18 protein-coding genes and 1 pseudogene are annotated in these 17,850 nt (G+C 43.4%); 2 read left to right on the forward strand and 17 right to left on the reverse strand.

Features of this window, described 5'->3' with window-relative positions:
* Window positions 1-338: 338 nt before the first annotated feature.
* The 15 genes from JOC37_RS02380 to JOC37_RS02450 all read right to left on the reverse strand — a co-directional run bounded on the left by JOC37_RS02380 (window position 339) and on the right by JOC37_RS02450 (window position 15,413).
* Window positions 339-935 carry a hypothetical protein gene (locus JOC37_RS02380; RefSeq protein ID WP_204615565.1) on the reverse strand — a complete coding sequence of 199 codons (597 nt, stop codon included), beginning with the start codon at window positions 933-935 and terminating at the stop codon, window positions 339-341.
* 227 nt (window positions 936-1,162) lie between these two features.
* A complete protein-coding gene (locus JOC37_RS02385) occupies window positions 1,163-1,930 on the reverse strand; it encodes a LysM peptidoglycan-binding domain-containing protein (RefSeq protein WP_338017326.1) in 768 nt (255 codons plus the stop codon).
* A 145-nt stretch (window positions 1,931-2,075) separates the two neighbouring features.
* Window positions 2,076-2,924, reverse strand: coding sequence for a metal ABC transporter permease (locus JOC37_RS02390; protein ID WP_204615567.1), 849 nt, complete (start codon window positions 2,922-2,924; stop codon window positions 2,076-2,078).
* Between the two features lie 15 nt (window positions 2,925-2,939).
* Window positions 2,940-3,680: a metal ABC transporter ATP-binding protein gene (locus JOC37_RS02395; RefSeq protein ID WP_207754859.1), complete on the reverse strand. Its 741-nt coding sequence runs from the start codon at window positions 3,678-3,680 to the stop codon at window positions 2,940-2,942.
* 52 nt (window positions 3,681-3,732) lie between these two features.
* On the reverse strand, window positions 3,733-4,140 hold the full coding sequence (locus tag JOC37_RS02400; protein WP_238480713.1) for a Fur family transcriptional regulator: 408 nt from the start codon (window positions 4,138-4,140) through the stop codon (window positions 3,733-3,735).
* 183 nt (window positions 4,141-4,323) lie between these two features.
* The gene (locus JOC37_RS02405) at window positions 4,324-5,010 is read right to left on the reverse strand and encodes a zinc dependent phospholipase C family protein (RefSeq protein ID WP_204615571.1); all 687 of its coding nucleotides are present in this window, start codon (window positions 5,008-5,010) and stop codon (window positions 4,324-4,326) included.
* 78 nt (window positions 5,011-5,088) lie between these two features.
* Window positions 5,089-6,624, reverse strand: coding sequence for a phosphoenolpyruvate carboxykinase (ATP) (locus tag JOC37_RS02410; protein WP_204615573.1), 1,536 nt, complete (start codon window positions 6,622-6,624; stop codon window positions 5,089-5,091).
* A gap of 200 nt (window positions 6,625-6,824) precedes the next feature.
* Complete coding sequence (mdh, locus tag JOC37_RS02415; protein WP_204615575.1) at window positions 6,825-7,757, reverse strand: malate dehydrogenase; 933 nt, start codon at window positions 7,755-7,757, stop codon at window positions 6,825-6,827.
* Between the two features lie 22 nt (window positions 7,758-7,779).
* On the reverse strand, window positions 7,780-9,063 hold the full coding sequence (locus JOC37_RS02420) for an NAD(P)-dependent malic enzyme (protein ID WP_204615576.1): 1,284 nt from the start codon (window positions 9,061-9,063) through the stop codon (window positions 7,780-7,782).
* Between the two features lie 74 nt (window positions 9,064-9,137).
* A complete protein-coding gene (locus JOC37_RS02425; protein WP_204615577.1) occupies window positions 9,138-9,866 on the reverse strand; it encodes a fumarate reductase iron-sulfur subunit in 729 nt (242 codons plus the stop codon).
* 1 nt (window position 9,867) lies between these two features.
* A complete protein-coding gene (locus JOC37_RS02430) occupies window positions 9,868-11,691 on the reverse strand; it encodes a fumarate reductase flavoprotein subunit (RefSeq protein WP_204615578.1) in 1,824 nt (607 codons plus the stop codon).
* A complete protein-coding gene (locus JOC37_RS02435) occupies window positions 11,688-12,326 on the reverse strand; it encodes a succinate dehydrogenase/fumarate reductase transmembrane subunit (protein ID WP_204615579.1) in 639 nt (212 codons plus the stop codon). Before JOC37_RS02435 ends, JOC37_RS02430 begins: the two co-directional genes overlap by 4 nt.
* A 30-nt stretch (window positions 12,327-12,356) precedes the next feature.
* Window positions 12,357-12,911, reverse strand: a complete 555-nt coding sequence (locus JOC37_RS02440; protein ID WP_204615580.1) for a Fe-S-containing hydro-lyase — start codon at window positions 12,909-12,911, stop codon at window positions 12,357-12,359.
* Between the two features lie 50 nt (window positions 12,912-12,961).
* A complete protein-coding gene (locus JOC37_RS02445; protein WP_204615770.1) occupies window positions 12,962-13,804 on the reverse strand; it encodes a fumarate hydratase in 843 nt (280 codons plus the stop codon).
* Between the two features lie 262 nt (window positions 13,805-14,066).
* The gene (locus tag JOC37_RS02450; RefSeq protein WP_204615587.1) at window positions 14,067-15,413 is read right to left on the reverse strand and encodes a sigma-54 interaction domain-containing protein; all 1,347 of its coding nucleotides are present in this window, start codon (window positions 15,411-15,413) and stop codon (window positions 14,067-14,069) included.
* A gap of 192 nt (window positions 15,414-15,605) precedes the next feature.
* On the opposite strand from JOC37_RS02450, the gene lexA reads away from it, so the two are divergent.
* Together lexA and JOC37_RS02460 are read left to right on the forward strand one after the other, a co-directional pair.
* A complete protein-coding gene (lexA, locus tag JOC37_RS02455) occupies window positions 15,606-16,229 on the forward strand; it encodes a transcriptional repressor LexA (RefSeq protein WP_204615589.1) in 624 nt (207 codons plus the stop codon).
* 202 nt (window positions 16,230-16,431) lie between these two features.
* A pseudogene (locus JOC37_RS02460) lies at window positions 16,432-16,644 on the forward strand (transposase); the annotation flags it as partial.
* A gap of 182 nt (window positions 16,645-16,826) precedes the next feature.
* Here JOC37_RS02460 and JOC37_RS02465 read toward each other — a convergent pair.
* Both JOC37_RS02465 and JOC37_RS02470 read right to left on the reverse strand, forming a co-directional pair.
* Window positions 16,827-17,078, reverse strand: coding sequence for a hypothetical protein (locus JOC37_RS02465; protein ID WP_204615591.1), 252 nt, complete (start codon window positions 17,076-17,078; stop codon window positions 16,827-16,829).
* 15 nt (window positions 17,079-17,093) lie between these two features.
* Window positions 17,094-17,837, reverse strand: coding sequence for a hypothetical protein (locus JOC37_RS02470; protein ID WP_204615595.1), 744 nt, complete (start codon window positions 17,835-17,837; stop codon window positions 17,094-17,096).
* Between the last annotated feature and the right edge of the window lie 13 nt (window positions 17,838-17,850).

The raw sequence follows: 17,850 nt of genomic DNA on the forward strand, positions 1-17,850 counted from the left end.
TTTTAGTGTTGATCATATCATGCAGTTAATTATATAAGGGATATAATCCGGTGGGGGTTTTGGTAAATACCAGTTTACCGGATTGGTTTTATCATTAGTTTTATCCGTTAATTAATGAAGGCCTTCAACAGCTGGGTTATCACCAAATTTTTATCCGGGTATTTTAAGCAGGCTGCTGCTATTTTGCCGGCAGCAGCCCCGGTTTATCCACGTTAGTTTACATAATACTTATTAGCGGAACCAATAAATGCCCAATTTAGATCAAAGTTCTTCTGCATATAGTTTTGTACAGTAAATTTTAACCTTTGGTAAACTTAGTGCTTTATGTAAGCCCCTTATTATTTCCTTCGAACCTTGGGGTTTAAACAAAGCTCTTTTTTTATTATTTCTTTTAAATTTTTTTCGGCAAACTGAAATAATTTGGTACATTTAGTATTATGTTTAATAAAGGACTTTTTAAGCTTTTTAACAGCATTATTTTTTAACCAGTAATCCAGTTCAATTAAATTTAATGTTTTTCCCACCGCATCTAGATCTGAAGAAAACCCGTTTCGGGCTGCGTTTGTACAATATAAATACTGCTTTTGGTGCCACTGCTCAATATCAAAGAAACAATCTTTTAAAATACAATCTATTGTAAAATGATGGGAAAAACTCATAATCAGCGAAAACAGCGGGTCGTCGGTTCCCTTTTCATCTAAAAAAAAGTAGTAACCCTGCTCAAAAATTAAGTAGTAATGACATAATTCGTGGGCCCTGATGTATTCTTCCAGCCTGGGGTCCACATCACTTCTGATATAAACATGGGTCTTTGGAACCATGGCACCGGATAAATGCCCTAAAAATGCATCATTGAGTAAAGACTTTTTCTCAAAAACTATTGTGCTGCTGTCAATATTTAATCTTTTGCATAGTAAGTTCCAGTTGCCGGGCATAAACAACCCCCATTAGTTTAGAAAATCCGCACCTTGAAATTTTTAGCTTTTGTTATGAATTATATATTAATTATACCATTTATTAAAGAAATGTTCCGGTATTTGACATTGGTATTTTACTTCTTAAAACTGTAACCTTTTTGTTACTATTTACAACCGGGTTTACGATATAATGAACAATGTAAATAAAAGAAACCGGGATTTATACCCGGTTTCTGGCTAGGCAATTAATATGTGAATGTAAAAGCCCCAATTTTCGCTGCGAAGGGTCTCGACTGCAGCCACGGGTTTTTAACGTCGGACTCAAAAAAGTATAATGCACCGTTGGTGGGGTCCCACCCGTTAACGGCATCTTCTGCTGCTTTGCGGGCAGAACTTGTGGCTGGGTTGTTAATATAACCGTTCATTACCGGGGTAAACTGGTAATAACCGTAGCTTTTGTCATAGATAACACCGGTAATGGTACGGGGGAAATTTTCATGTTTTACCCTGTTTAATACCACAGAACCGACAGCAACTTGAGTTTTGTAAGACTCGCCTTGGGCCTCGGCACTGATCAGCCTGGCCAGCAGGTCCATTTCCCCGGCAGAGGGCCGATTAACGGAACCGCGGTTGGCAGCGGTGCTGCCGGGAATGCGTAATTTTTGCCCGGGGTAGATAACTTCACTGCTCAAGTTGTTAACGCGCATAATCGTTTTATAGCTTACGCCATATTTTTGGCCGATAAGATATAAAGTTTCACCTTTTTTTACAGTGTGCACGCTTCCACCGGTACCGTCCGGTATGGTTAATTTTTGTCCCACATATATTGTTGTTCCTTTAATGCCGTTTGCCTGCTGTAACTGTGAAACGGCAACACCATACCTCTTACCGATTAGGTATAGTGAATCTCCGGGTTGCACAGTGTAAGTTGCTGCTGCAGCGTGTTTTGCAGGTAATGCTAAAAATACAGCCATCATCATCCCAACCAAAAAAACGTTTATGTGCCTATGCACCCAATCCCTCCCTTTTTATGTTAACTTGTTACTCCAAGTAATTAATTAGACAAATAGCTGTTACTCCCTTTATGTAAATACTGGTCAGCGTTCCAGGTATTGCGGACTGGATATAAAGAGGCCTGCACTTGTTGTGCAGGCCTCTTTATATCCAATCTGTTGCTTTGCCGGTATTCTTTTTGTTATGCAACTGCTTTGAACTAATGTTTTTAGTTACTATTACACAAAGCAATATAGCTACTGCCAGTAGTATTATGGTTCCTCCCGGCGGTAAGTTTAAGTAAAAGGATAAGTATAACCCCGCCGTAACGGATATCAATCCAAAAGTAACGGAATACATTAAAGCAGTTTTAAAGCTTTTGGCCAGCTGCAGTGCAGTGGCCACAGGAATTATCATTAATGATGAAACCATTAATATTCCCACTATGCGCATGGCCAAAGCAATGGTTAGTGCTGTCAGGGCAGTGAAAACAATGTTGATTGTTTTCACTGGAATGCCGGCTATTTCTGCTGTTTCTTCATCAAAGGTAATTAAATAAAGTTCTTTGAACAGCAAAGTTGTTAATATTAATACTGCTAAACCGGCGGTCAATATAATTATTACATCGGTATTATTGTTCACTACGATGCTGCCAAAAAGATAAGTCAGTAAGTTGGCGTTTAAATCTTTACCTATGCCCAGCAGTATTGCCGCCAGTGCCACACCGGACGACAGCATAATAGCAATGGATAATTCCGAATAGCCCTTGTAGCGCCGTCTTAAGTTTTCTATCAATACCCCCCCGCCCACCGCAAACAGTGATGCGCTGAGAACCGGGTTGCTGCCGGAAAGTAAGCCGGCAGCAACCCCGGCCAATGATATGTGTGAAAGTGCATCGGCAATCAAAGACATCCGCCTCAGAACAATAAATAACCCGATCAGAGGGCAGATTATGGCCACCACAAGCCCAATGATAAATGCTTTTTGCATAAAACCATACTGAAATATTTCCATTACCAACTCCCCCGTTTACTGGTAAGCCCACACACTCTTATTGCAGTCTATGTTTTTTATGGAGCTGTTTTCTCCGGTATAGCACGAGCAGTGACAGATTTTTTTGTCCAGGCATATTTGATGGTTAATAATGGTTGATATCAGCTCCAGTTCATGGGATACAATTAATAAAGTAAGCCCCCGTTTAGTGTTTAGTTCCTTTAGCAGCTGAACTAATTGTATTTGAGCTTGAGCATCCATGCCTACGGTAGGTTCGTCAAGAATCAGCAGGTCCGGGTTGGAAACAACGGCCCGGGCTACAAATACCCGCTGCTGCTGCCCACCGGAAAGTTCAGATAACCTGCGTTTTCGTAACGGGTATAATCCTACATTTTTCAATGCTTCTTCAGCCAGAGCATAATCTTTTTCATTAAATGACTTAAACAGGCCGCGGCAGGCAGTCCTACCTGCAATTACTGCTTCCAATACAGTGGTGGGAAAATCGCGATTAAATGAAGCTGCATTTTGGGGTACATAACCAACCCGGTATTTTTCAGTAAATTTAGCTGCGGGTACTCCAAACAATCTAACATCTCCCTTTAAGGGTTTCAATTTACCTAGAATTAACTTTAAGAGGGTGCTTTTTCCCGCCCCGTTGGGACCGGTGATGCCCACAGCATCACCGGCATTAATAGTAAGGCTGACGTTGTCCAGTATGGCATGACAAGAATATTTAAAGGTAACATTTTGCAGTTCAACAATGGGACTCCCCTTCATTAAACCCCTCCATATTATGAATTTATCTGATAAAAAAGGTTTGTTATAGTATTTACGAACAATTGCTGCAGTAACCAAATATTTCAAAGCTGTGATTGGTTACTTTAAATTTTTTACTATCAATCTTATCTTCTAAAAATTCCATTGGGCAGAAGTTTAGCTCCTGCAGGCGGCCGCAGTTAATGCAGATCATGTGATGATTATGGGAACTGCTGTTCAGCCTGAACCTGTTTTTCCCGTCCCCCAGATTAATTTCAGAAATAATGTTTAACTGCTGCAGTAAGTGTAAGTTTCGGTATATGGTATCAAGGCTCACGTTCGGCTGGTTGGATGTAACTTGATTATGCAGTTCTTCGGCGGTTTTCATTTTATTTGCTGATAACGCCTTCAGCAGCTCCCTTCTCTGGGGTGTTATTTTATAACCGGAACTTTTTAATCTATTAAGATAATCTTCGTACATGGTCAAAACAATCATCTCCTAAATAATAATTATTATTATTTATATCTATATATAACTTAAACACAGATGTTAATATATGTCAATAGCAAAAAATGCCCCACTTCTACAAAGTGGAGCATTTTACCCTGAAAATATTACAGTTTTAAGCCGGCGGCCTTTGTGACGTTTGCCGGAATTCCTTTTTTAAACTTTAGTAATGGTATTCATAAAGTACAGCATAAATCCCGCTGTACTGCGTTGAGCCCGGGTAAGTAAAATAGAAGTTGCCCGGTGGTAATTTGCTTCCGGTGTTTCCTTACAAACTTGAGGGAAAAATGCCCAGGACAGTTTAGCATTAATATTGATCCATTCGTCAACTGAATTTGCTGCATTATATAAGCCATTATGGTTAACGGCATACTGCATATAATGGCGTTGAACCCACCGTTCATAATCACTGTGCCCGGATAAGGCAGCACCGCGAGCATGATGGGGAACGCACATGTCCTGCACCAAGTGGACCGCTGCCCCCAGGTAAAACATGCATTTATCAAGCAAACCCTTCTGCCAATATTTAATGGTTTTTTTAAAGTAATAGTTGCACTCGCTTTTGGCGTTGGGCCATGGCCAGATACCCTTACCGGTGTAGGGGTTTAGATAATGGGAAAAATTTTTCCAACCTTTATCGGCCCACAAAACCCCCCGGTTGATGTCCTGGAGATAATTGCGCAAATATTTAGATATTTTATGGTAGCCGTCATTATAAAGAATTTTAACTGCTTGATTGTTGAGAAAAATATGGGTGTCACCTGGCGTATCATCAATCAACTGCTGCACGGGGGCAGCAGCCTGTAGAAAGATTTTCGCTGCCTGCCAAGCAAAATTGTTCAACTGGGCAACCCCTTTCTCATCCCTTTATCCCTAATTAATAATGTTAAGTTTACCCAGCTGATCCGGATTTTTATACAACTACTTTTCTATAGCCTGTAATATTTCTGCATTTAAACCTTTGTACTTGGCCAACCAGCGGCGTCTTTCGGTACGCAATTTTTCCACCAGCTCTCGATATTCTTCTTTTGTATAATACTGAACCGGGTTAAGCTTATCCATGTCTACTTCAGGTACTTCCCTTGGAACCATATAACCCCAATCCGGGTCATGGACCCAGCTGATGTTTCCTTTAGCCAGGTGTTTCATAATATTGGTGGAATCCTGAATAGTAATTTTTATTCCCGGCTGGCCCGGTTTACTGCCCACACTGCCGGTATTCATTACATAACATTCCATATCAGGATTTGCCCGCAGTATTTCCAGCAGACGATTACCTTCATCTGCCTCTTTACCTATTATAAATGGATTGGTGCCTACACAGCGCTTGCTTTGTCCTGCTTTGTCAGGATCACCGGCAGAGGTTTCTATTGATTCTCCCAGCATAAAATATGCAGCTGCCTGCTCCGGAGTAAGTTTAGCCACCGCTGGCACGATATCATTTCGCCGGGTAATAAAAATTATGCGATGGGCTTTTTCTAAATCGATTTTATCGTCCGTACCTTCCACTTCACTGCGCAGCACTACACCACGGCCATTGGAAGTAAGTTCCGAGTTATTAAAATCAACGATACCGTCATCCCCCACCATAATGTTTTCAAACACTGCCCGGGATGAAGTGGCGGCCTTGTAGAGTACCCGCTGGGACTGATCTAAGCCGTCGGTTTTAATGTAAAAACCGTTTTCCGTTCCGTAGCAGTACCCGTTTTTATTCATCATAATTACGTCATCCTGCCGGATGGCCACTCCTTCTTGGCCGGTTAAGCCGTGATCGTGCATGGTTAATGTTGTTTTACCGGTACCTGACAGGCCAAACATAATAAATCCCACTTCTTTTAAATGACCGGCCCCGTCTTTTACCCTGAGCACCTTGCTTCCGGCATGAAAACCGAGGCCGCCCTGTTTTTTAAATTTATACATGGCCTTGCGCAAAAAAGACTTTTTACACTCTCCAAAATAATCTGTACCTAATATATAGGTTACCCCTGCTTCCGGGTGGCAAAATATAATTCTCTGGGGCCACTCCGGAACATAAATACTGACTAACTCCGGCTCATCATTTTTATTTCGCGGTTCAAACAGCATGTTGGTCCACTGCAGGGGAATTCGGGCATAATCTTTGGTAATATACAGCCGGCAGTGCAGGTTAAAATTGTTATGTCTCCCCATCTGCCTGTCGATTTTAATTATCTCCTTTTCCTCAAGGTACCGGTGAACTGCATTGGCAATAGAATTGGCTTTTTCCAAAGATATTCCCTTTTGGTCAACACCCAGTTCCACTTCCCCGGCGTTAACAATATAAGTATGTTTGGCACTGCGATTGCGCACTTCAGTTACATAACTGGCACTGCCGTATTGGGTGGTCTTTTCTTCATGGACGGCCATTTTCCGCAGTTCTTCTAACGTTGGATTATCATACACTCTCCGGGCTTTTACTTTACGACGGAAGTTATCCATAAAAATATATCTCCTTTCATTCAAGCCATCTTGATATACTGTATTCAGTATACATAAAAATGTTTAGAAATCTTTACCTTGTCCGATATTAACTGGCAGTTTTTTGTATGTAACTTTAAAGAAAATTATTAGTAAAAATTTGACTGGGATTGCTAATTGGTTAATTGGCATGGCTTTAATAAGGCCATGCCAATTATATTTTAAAGGTCTACTTTGGATAGTACATTGCGTACAGATTGGAAGGATTTTTGTAAGGATGCTTTTTCAGCGGCGGTTAAATCCACTTCAATGATTTTTTCTACCCCATTTCCGCCAATGACGGCCGGGACACCGGCAAAAATATCCCGCTCTTCATATTCACCCTGTAAATAAGCAGAAACAGGTAAAATTCGCTTCTTATCTTTTAAAATTGCTTCAGCCATTTGAACAACGGAAGCGGCAGGTGCATAATAGGCACTGCCTGACTTGAGATAACCTACAATTTCGGCACCGCCCTTGCGGGTACGCTCTACAATGGCATCAATTCGCTCTTTGGAAATTAGTTTTTCAATGGGGATGCCTCCTGCATAAGTATAGCGAACCAGCGGCACCATGTCATCGCCATGTCCACCCAGTACAAAGGCGCTGACATCCTCAAAGGAAATACCCAATTCCATGGCCACAAAGGTACGGTAACGGGCGGAATCCAGTACACCGGCCATACCCATAACACGGTTTGATTCAAAACCAGTGGTTTTATAAATTATGTAAGTAATAACGTCAACAGGGTTGGAGACACAGATTACATACGCGTTAGGAGAGTACTTGGCGATATTTTCTGCCACATTAACTGCAATTTGGGCATTGGTATTTAACAATTCGTCCCGGCTCATGCCCGGCTTGCGGGCAATACCGGCGGTTACTATCACAATATCCGAATCCTTGGTATCTGTGTAGTCATTGGTGCCGGTAATATGACAGTCATATCCCTCAACGGGGGCTGCCTGCATTAAATCCAGCGCTTTCCCCTGGGGAATTCCTTCTACCACATCAAGTAATACTATGTCCCCCAGCTCTTTGGATGCTGCCCAGTGGGCACAGGTGGCTCCTACGTTACCTGCTCCGATAATGGTGATTTTATTTCTCCTTTTCATCTTGACCTCCCAAAATTAACTGTTATTGTAACATTCTATATTGTACCATTTCTTCTGCTAATAACTTACCATAATTTGTGTTTTTTTGAAATAATTCATGGGTACGCCGGGCTATTTCTTCCGGGTCCACCTTTACCCTGGCCACTTTGGTCTTCATAGCTGCCGCTGCCACTGCTGCCGCCACCGCCGGGCAAAGCCACGGATCCATGGTTTTGGGAATAATGTAACCGGTGGATAATTCCTTATCTGATACTTGACCTGCTATGGCCCGGGCAGCAGCCACCTTCATTTCCATATTTACTTCACTGGCCCTGACATCCAATGCCCCGCGGAATATTCCGGGAAAGCCCAAATTGTTATTTATTTGATTGGGGTAATCGGATCTGCCGGTACCGACTATTTTAGCCCCGGAAGATACCGCCAGCCGGGGATTAATTTCCGGTTCCGGATTAGCCAGGGCAAAGATGATTGGGTCCCTGGCCATTGATTTTACCATCACACCGTCCATTAAATTTCCCCGGGATAACCCGATAAAAACATCTGCATCCACCAGGGCATCAGCCAATTTGCCGCCATGCCCGGTGGGGTTTGTTTGACGGGCCACTGCAGCTTTATAGCGGTTTATTCCCTCTACCCGGCCGGGGTAGATAATACCCCTGCTGTCACAAACGATAATGTTGTTCACCCCTGCTGACAGCAGCAAACGGGCGGTGGCCAGTGCTGATGCCCCGGCACCGTTTATCACTACCTTTATTGCATCCAGGGCTTTATCCACTAACTTCAAGGCATTAATTAGCGCAGCCATTACTACCACTGCCGTACCATGCTGATCATCGTGAAAAACCGGTATATTTAATTCCTCATTCAGCCGCTCTTCAATCATAAAACATTCCGGAGCAGCGATATCTTCCAAATTGATACCACCAAAAGTAGGTTCCAGCAGTTTAACCGTTTTCACAATCTCATCCGGGTCGCTGCTGTTAATTAATATGGGAAAAGCATCAATACCAGCCAAGGTTTTAAACAACTGGGCCTTTCCCTCCATAACCGGCAGCGCTGCGGAAGGGCCGATGTTTCCCAGGCCCAAAACAGCGGTGCCGTTTGTTACCACTGCCACCATATTGCCTCGACTGGTATACCGGTAAACCATATCCGGGTTCTTATATATTCTCATGCTCGGTTCAGCAGCACCGGGAGAATAAGCCAGTGTAAGGTGATAATCGTTAGTTAACGGCACCTTGCTGTTAATTTCAATCTTTCCTTTATTTATACTGTGATAATGCAGTGCGTCCTCCAGCTTATACATATACTACCTCCGGAATCATATTTTTATTTCTACAAATATAATTACCGGATGATAGTATTTCTAATAAATAACTTTTATCGCCTCAAACCGATACGGGCCATCTTTCTGCGCACAAAGGCCAACTGCATCTGCAGCGGCAGTTCCATGGGACAGTTGTCGTCACAGGCCATCAATCCAATGCAGCCGAAAGCCCCTTCATTGTTTCCCACCACTTCAAAGTATTTTTTATCCGGTCGTTCATCCCTCGGGTCTACCATAAAGCGAGCTATTCTGTTTAACCCGGCGGCTCCTAAAAAATCATCCCTAATGTTGGCAGTGGCACAACCGGCGATGCAGCAGCCGCATTCAATACAGCGTTCTGCTTCATATATCTTCAGCGCCGTTTCATTATCCATGCGTTCTTCCCGGGCCTGGGGATTAAAATTCTTTTCGGTGTGAATCCAGGCCTCGGTTTTTAATGATAAATGCCTAAACCATGTTCCGGTATCCACCGATAGATCACCCAGCAGTTTAAAAACAGGCAGGGGCATTAAGGTAATGACATTGGGCAGATTTTTGGTCAGCGTTTTACAGGCCAGTGTGGGACGACCGTTAATAAGCATGCCGCAGGAACCGCAAATGGCTGCCCGGCAGACAAAATCAAATTTTAAAGAGGGGTCCTGGGTTTCTCTAATTTTGTTCAGCGCTACAAAAACGGTCATTCCCTCGGTTTCTTCCAGACTAAAGGACTGCATGTAAGGTGCCACTTCAGGTGTATGGGGATCATATCTAAATATACTAAAGGTTAGTGTCCTGCTGCCCAATTTAGGTCCCTCCTTTGCCGGACGAAGAAGATTCCCCGTAACCGCGGTCACCGGGCGGTATCTCGGTAATTTTCACCGGCTCATATTTTAATTCCGGTAAATCCTTACCTTCATGCCAGTAAGCCAGTGTCCTTTTCAGCCAATTTTTATCATCACGCTGGGGATAATCCTCCCGGAAATGACTGCCCCGGCTTTCTGTGCGGTTCAATCCCCCGTAGGCAATACACAACGCCAGCTTGATCATTCCGGGCAGCCTCAGGGCAGAACTTAGTTCCGGGCTGGCCCCCTTCCCGCTGGAACGCAGGCCGATATTTAATGAACGGTGATACAATTCCTGTAGGGTCTCTACAGCAGTCTGCAAACCCTTTGCATGGCGGAAAATTCCCACGTGCTCCATCAGTACCTGCTCTAACCGGTTCCTTAATTCATACACATTTTCCTTCTGCTGCTTACCCGGTTTTCCAGATATCAAATCCTTTATTCTTTGACTAATTACACGGTAATGGTGCTGGACGGTTTGGTGTGAGTATTCCAAAGATGCGCCTTTGGCATACTCGGCTGCCTTTTTACCTACAATCATACCGGATACAATAGTTTCTGCCAGTGAGTTGCCCCCTAAGCGGTTAAAACCATGCAAATCCCAGCAGGCTGCTTCTCCACAGGCAAACAAGCCCTTTAATCCATAAGCGGCACCATCAATATTGGTACGCACACCACCCATGCTGTAATGCTGGGTGGGACGAACCGGGATTAGATCCTTAACCGGGTCAATACCGGCAAAATTTCGACATATGTTAGCAATTTCACGCAAATTGGTATTGATATGTTTTTCGCCCAAGTGTCTTATGTCTAACCACAGGTGCTGACCGTAGGGGCTTTCCACACCATAGCCTTTGCAGATATGCAGCATCATACGGCGGGCCACAACATCCCTGGAAGCTAACTCTTTTTTCTTCGGTTCATAGTCCGGCATAAACCGGTGCTTGTTTTTATCCAACAAATAACCGCCGTCACCCCTGGCCCCTTCGGTAATCAATATCCATACCGGAACCAGGCCGGTGGGGTGAAACTGAACCGCTTCCATGTTGCCCAGGGGTACAACACCCGTTTCCAGGGCTAGAAACATCCCGCTTCCTTCATTAATTACTGCATTGGTTGATGCCCCGTACAGCCTACCGTACCCGCCGGTGGCAATTACAGTGGCTTTGGCTATATACGTATGTAACTGGCCCGTTCTAAGACACCTGGCCACCACGCCTAAGCATTTTTCCCCGTTGTGAATCAGGCGCACCGCTTCCATGCGGTCGTGAACTTTAATACCCAGCTTTATAACTATACTGTCCATGGTATATTGTAATGTGTGACCGGTGCCGTCGGCGGTGTAACAAGTGCGCCACTTGGCGGTACCGCCAAAATCCCGGGCGGCAATTAAACCCTGGTATTCTTTTAAGTCTTCTATTTCTCTGCCGTCGGGCAGAGTTTTCTTTCCGGCCACAACCCTGCTCCAGGGAACTCCCCAATAGGCCATTTGCCGCACCGCAACAGGGGCTGTTTCACAGAACAACCGGGCCACATCCTGGTCACAGCCCCAATCCGAACCTTTAACGGTATCTTTAAAGTGCACATCCGGGCTGTCTCCCCGGCCCATGGCGCAGTTGCCCAGTGCCGCCTGCATCCCTCCCTGGGCTGCAGTGCTGTGGGAGCGGCGGGGAGGAACGAGGCTTAATATTATAACATCTAGGCCGTGCATGGCTGCTTCGATGGCCACCCGCTCTCCCGCCAGGCCTCCTCCTATTACTATAACGTCAGTGATATGAGAGTTCATGATATACCTCCTAATTGAACAAAGGCCAAGAGAGTAAGAAAACCAAGAATAATAATTAAAGCGCTGGCAGTACCGACCAGTATTCCAACCGGTTTTCGCGGGAACCAACCCCATTTGACAAACTGCCTGTATAAGCCGACGCCGGCGTGAACTCCCGCTGATAATAATAAAAGAATGTAAAACCATATATACCCCGATTGAACACGGGCCGCACTGCTGCCGGCTTCAATGGGCCAGCCGGTAATAACTATCCACATGTGAATAGAACCCAGTATTAAAATGACCATACCGGAAACAACCTGTACTAACCAGGTCCAGGTATTAAAATGCCTTAACATCCTGGCGTGCTGCCAAATTATCCTTTGTTCTTCAAAGCCGGTGGGAATTCGCCTTCCGGCCGCTAAAAAGTGAGTAAAGAATACAATAACTGTTAGAGGTATACCAATGTAAGGCAGGTAATTTTCATCCAGTGCCCGGGAAAGATTATTAAATACCTCCTTACCCAGCACTATACTGCTTTCAAAAATCAAATGGCTAAATAGAAATCCCACCAAATACAAACCCGTTAACAATTCAACCAGGTCGTAAAATAACGCTGCTTTAGCACTTTTGGTAACGGTACGTTGTAGCTGCATTTTATACCCCCTTGCTAATGGGTTCGGCATCTATTCCACGGCGTAAATTTTTGTTCCCTCTTGATACAAGTCCCCACCAAAGGCATCATTAACAACAATGGCCGGAAAATCTTCCACTTCCAGCTCATAAATTGCCTCCGGTCCCAGTTCCGGATAAGCTATCACTTTAGCCGACTTAATTTTTTTGCTGATTAAAGCTGCAGCCCCGCCAATGGCAGCAAAGTATACCGCTTTATGTTTTTTTATCGCTTCAATGACCTCGGGAGAACGCTTTCCCTTTCCGATCATTCCCTTTAATCCCTGTTCCAACAGTTGAGGGGTATAGGCATCCATTCGACCGGCGGTGGTGGGCCCTGCCGCTCCAATTACCTGTCCCGGCTTGGCCGGAGTTGGACCGACGTAGTATATTATCTGCCCGGTAAAATCCACCGGCAGCGGTTTACCGTTGGCCAGCAGTTCAACCAGGCGCTTGTGGGCGGCGTCGCGGCCGGTAAATATTCTGCCATTAATTAAGACCTGCTGCCCTATGCGCAGCTTTTGAACAACGTCATCGGTTAACGGAGTGGTAATGACAACTTTATCCAATTTTCAACCTCCCATTTTAATTAACATAACATACATTTATGTTAACTGTGTTACAGTATAATTGACTTGTGCCGTGCCGCATGACAGTTTATATTTACAGCAACCGGTAAGCTGGCAATGTGGGCGGCAAAGGTTTTAATATGAACTGCCAGGGCGGTAACCCTTCCCCCTAATCCCTGGGGACCTATGCCTAACTTATTTATTTCATTTAACAGCTGCAGCTCCAGTTCTGCCAAATCCTGCTGCGGGTTTTTAGTACCCACTTCTCTCAGCAGGGCTTCTTTAGCCATTAGGGCAGCTTTTTCCATGGTACCGCCGATGCCCACCCCTATCACCAGCGGTGGGCACGGGTTGGGGCCCGCTGCCTTAACGGTGTCTATAACAAACTTTTTAACTCCTTCCACCCCGTCTGCCGGCTTCAACATTTTCAATGCACTCATATTTTCGCTGCCGCCACCTTTGGGTGCCACAGTGATTTTTAAATTTTCCCCCGGTACCACCCGGGTGTGAATTACACAGGGAGTATTATCCCCGGTATTTACGCGTTTCAGCGGATGACCGACAATGGATTTGCGCAGGTATCCCTGCCGGTATCCCTTTCGTACACCCTCATTGATCGCTTCGTTAATATCACCACCTTCTAAATGTACATCCTGACCCAGTTCTAAAAAAACCACCGTAAATCCGGTATCCTGGCACATGGGTATATTTTCTTCCCGGGAAATTCTGGCATTTTCCATCAGCAGTTTTAAAATTTCCCTGCCGCCGGAAGATACTTCCTGTTCTAATGACTTTGCAAGGGCTTCCAGTACGTCATCTCCCAATTGGCAGCACGCTTCGGCACATAACTTGGCAACACTATCAACTATTATGTTGTAACTAATACTTCTAATTTTGGTCGCCTCCCCTGTTCAGTATTCAATAATCAACTGCCGGTGCTAACAAATCCAATGCAATTCCTATGCCCGGTATTGATCTGCCGCCAACCCCGTGCAGGGCCAAAACAACGGTTTACAGCATCATTTTATCATACTTAAAATTATAAATTACCTGTATTTCTAAATTGTAGAAGCTTAATTAAATTATTGTTATTTAACAAGCGCGGATCTGCCTTATAATACTTAAAATTATTCCAAATTTTATAAGAAATCAGTGCTATAAATTATACTTTTTAATTTTATTGTACAAAGTGGCCAGGGAAATATTTAAAACGGCAGCAGCTTTTTTCTTCCCCTTCATAGAGGTGCCGTATTTCTCCAAAGCCCTTTTAATTAAAATTTCCTCCATTTTACTTATTTCCATAATCTCCATGGATTCGGCGGCAGATGAAAAGCCGTTTAAATGCGGTTTTACAGCATCTGCCGTTATATAACTGCCGTTAAAGCCAATTGAAACCCGTTCTAAAACATTTTCCAGTTCCCGTACATTACCCGGCCAGTGATAACCGGACAGGGCTTCTACAGCATCGGCGGACAGCCCCTTTATTTGAGTTCCCATTTTGCGGTTTAGTTTTTCAATGATACTGCCGGCAATCATTTCAATATCATCTTTACGCTCTCTTAAAGGGGGAATATTAATTTCTATTACATTTAACCGGTAAAATAAATCTTCACGAAACCGGCCGGTTCTAACCAACTGGCGTAAATCTCTGTTGGTGGCAGCTATAACCCGCATGTCCACATTTATGGTTTCTATTCCGCCAACCCGCTCGAACTCCATTTCCTGTAAAACCCGTAATAATTTAGCCTGCAGTACCAAACTAATGTCACCGATTTCATCCAAAAAAATGGTTCCGCCATTGGCCAATTCAAATCGTCCTATTTTGTCATTTATCGCCCCGGTGAAAGCACCTTTTTGATGTCCAAAAAATTCACTTTCTAACAAATTTTCCGGTACTGCCGCACAGTTTACTTTAATAAAGGGGCCGTTTTTTCTCGCACTGGCATTATGAATGGCATGGGCAAATAATTCTTTTCCCGTACCGCTTTCTCCCAACAGCAGCACCGTTGAATTGCTGGCAGCAGCATTCCGGGCCACAGTTAATACCTTATTTAATTCCTCACTGCAGCCGATAATATCGCTGAAGCTGTACTTACTTCTGGTTACCTGGCCGAATTTATGGGAAAGATTTTTAATTATGTTGTTGCTCCTGCGCAGTTCTTCAAGCAGGTTTATAATATCGGTGATGTGCTGAAATACCACAACGGCACCCAGCATTTTTCCATCCACAGTTATAGGGGATGCGTTTGATATTACTTCCACCATCGTTCCGCCGACTATACAGCGGTGGCCGCTGACGCGCTTCCTTTTGCGCAGGGCCAGCGCCAGTGCACCGTCGGGAGAAACGTTAAAGATGTTTTTATGCAGCCGCTGTTCGGCCGGTATGCCGGTAACTTTGGTAAATGCTTTGTTAACGTATAAAATATTCCCCCGGTTATCCGCCACTTCAACGGCTACGGGTACAGCTTCCAAAATACCCGCTAATATATCTATGGGAAGCAAAATTACACCACCCCTTAAAATTTTCTCTTTATTTCCACGCAAACAGCTAATACCCTTCTAAATATTAAAAATAATCGTAATATAATTATAATTCACTTAAAAATTAGACCGTTCGATACACGAACAGATGTTTTAAGTTGAATGTTTTTATGCTATAATAAGTTTTAAAATCTAAAGAAAGGAAGGTTTCTTTTGAATAAGAGCTTGAATGAACGGGAGCAATCTATATTGAATGTAATAAAAGAAAATATACGCGAAAAGGGTTACCCCCCTTCGGTGCGGGAAATAGGGCAGTCGGTGGGATTAAGTTCCAGCTCTACGGTACACGGGTACCTAAAAAAGCTCGAACAAAAGGGATATATCCGCCGGGATCCAACTAAACCCAGGGCAATTGAAATACTGGAAGAACAGAAGTATAACCGGACAGCCGGTGATGATGATTTAGTGGATGTTCCGCTGCTGGGGCAGGTTGCAGCGGGTAACCCTTTATTAGCGGTGGAAAACTGTGAAGATATACTTTCCCTGCCCCGCAGTTTTACCGGTTACGGAGAATTGTTTATGCTGAAAATACGCGGCGACAGTATGATAGAAGCGGGTATTTTGGAAGGGGATCTTGTGCTGGTACGCCGCCAGCCCAATGCCACAGACGGGGAAATAGTGGTGGCACTTTTAGATGGCGAAGCTACGGTAAAAAGATTCTTTAAAGAGAAAAATCACATTCGCCTACAACCGGAAAATCCCAATATGGCCCCTATTTTGGTTCGGGATGTACAAATTTTGGGTAAGGTTGTGGGGCTGCTCAGAAGCATAAAATAATTAAACAAAAAAGACACCCTATTGTGAAGTGAACCCTGTCAAGCAGACAGTGGAAATAATAAAACTACACTAAGCGGCCAAAGCCCGATACTCCATTGGGCTTTGGCCGCTTAATCTTTTTTGTATAGTATTCCCCAAAATCCTTCCATCGGATCATTATCAATACGTTTACCAACTCGGAGAATGTAAAAAGTTTGTGCAAATGGTAATAATTACAAATAAAGGAGATGACCATTTATGCAAAACTTGCAGGACAAAACTGACCAAGGATTGCCGTACCGTAAACGACGTACACGAGATGCTAAAGAACCTTTTTAGGGATACCCTCCAGGGTATACTTGAGGCTGAATTAGAAGAACACCTCGGCTATAAGAAACACAGCATGCAAGATAATAATAGCGGTAACAGTCGTAACGAACTATCCAATCCTGTCCCCAAAAGTAGTATTTGGGGCACCCTTTTTTTTGCAATTAATTTTAGATCCCTAAAAGAATATGATAATCTGCAAAATCTACTATTTATGAACCGATATAATTTGCAAATCATCCTCTTTTACAGCCAATCAAAGCTAATTTATTTTGCAAAACCTCTGCTGGTTTAATTTGCAAATTCACACTTTAGGTAAGAGCAGCGTTGAATACAATCAAGCGTTCCCTGCGGTTCTCCTTGTATCACCACTTCATACGATGGTTTTGATACCTCTAATGCTATGCTTTGTCCTGAGTCAATCATGTTTATCATTTCTTTGTAATTAACTGCGGCACAACCTGCTAATTGTGATGTAATTATGACAGTTGACATGATTGGCACTATAATCTTCTTCTTGAACTTCATAAACTTACTGGCCATTATCAACTACTTCCTTTAATCTACATTAACTTTCACATCTATTAATTTCTTTGCATGATTAACATATCCCTGCTCATATACGTATATAAACGCTTTAGTACGTGTACTATATCTATATGATGAATCATACTGAAGTGATAATACACCCACCTGTGGCATGTCGTTAATTGGTCTTGGCTGGTCTTTTAAGACTGGTTTAGTTATACCATCAGATACTCCACCAGCTGATTGTGTACCGGATGGGTAGGTGAAAGCTAAACTGTTTGAACCATTACCTTTTAAGAACCATTCTTTAAAATCTTCACCGCCAGCTACTGATTTATTTCCTATATATGTGATTGGAAATTTTGGGTATTTTTTTATTTCATTTTCAGTGCCTTTACTTTGGTCTATTATCTGTTTAAGTAATCTAAATTGATAATGCTCCCTAGAGTTACTTAGTGTCTCTCCATTTGCCCTTGTGTTAGTGTAATAATCTTTAAGCGAATTTGTACCCCCATAATTAAATACGGTAGGTTTGCTGAACACTAAGTCTACTGTATTTGATACCTGGTTGAAATTTTTGTCCACTATAGCAATCCTAAACCCGGATTGACTTCCTACCCATGTATACGCCCTGTTAGTGCTGCCTCCTCCTGTACCCGAACCTGCGTTACCATTATCTTGTACGACTTCTGCAAAAGCCTGTATAGGTAAGCTCACTATAATCATTAATGCAACTAGTAAACTGGATATTATTCGTTTGAGCTTATACCTCATTTTATCAACTCCT

The sequence above is a fragment of the Desulforadius tongensis genome (assembly GCF_016907915.1).
GTDB classification, from domain to species: domain Bacteria; phylum Bacillota; class Desulfotomaculia; order Desulfotomaculales; family Desulfohalotomaculaceae; genus Desulforadius; species Desulforadius tongensis.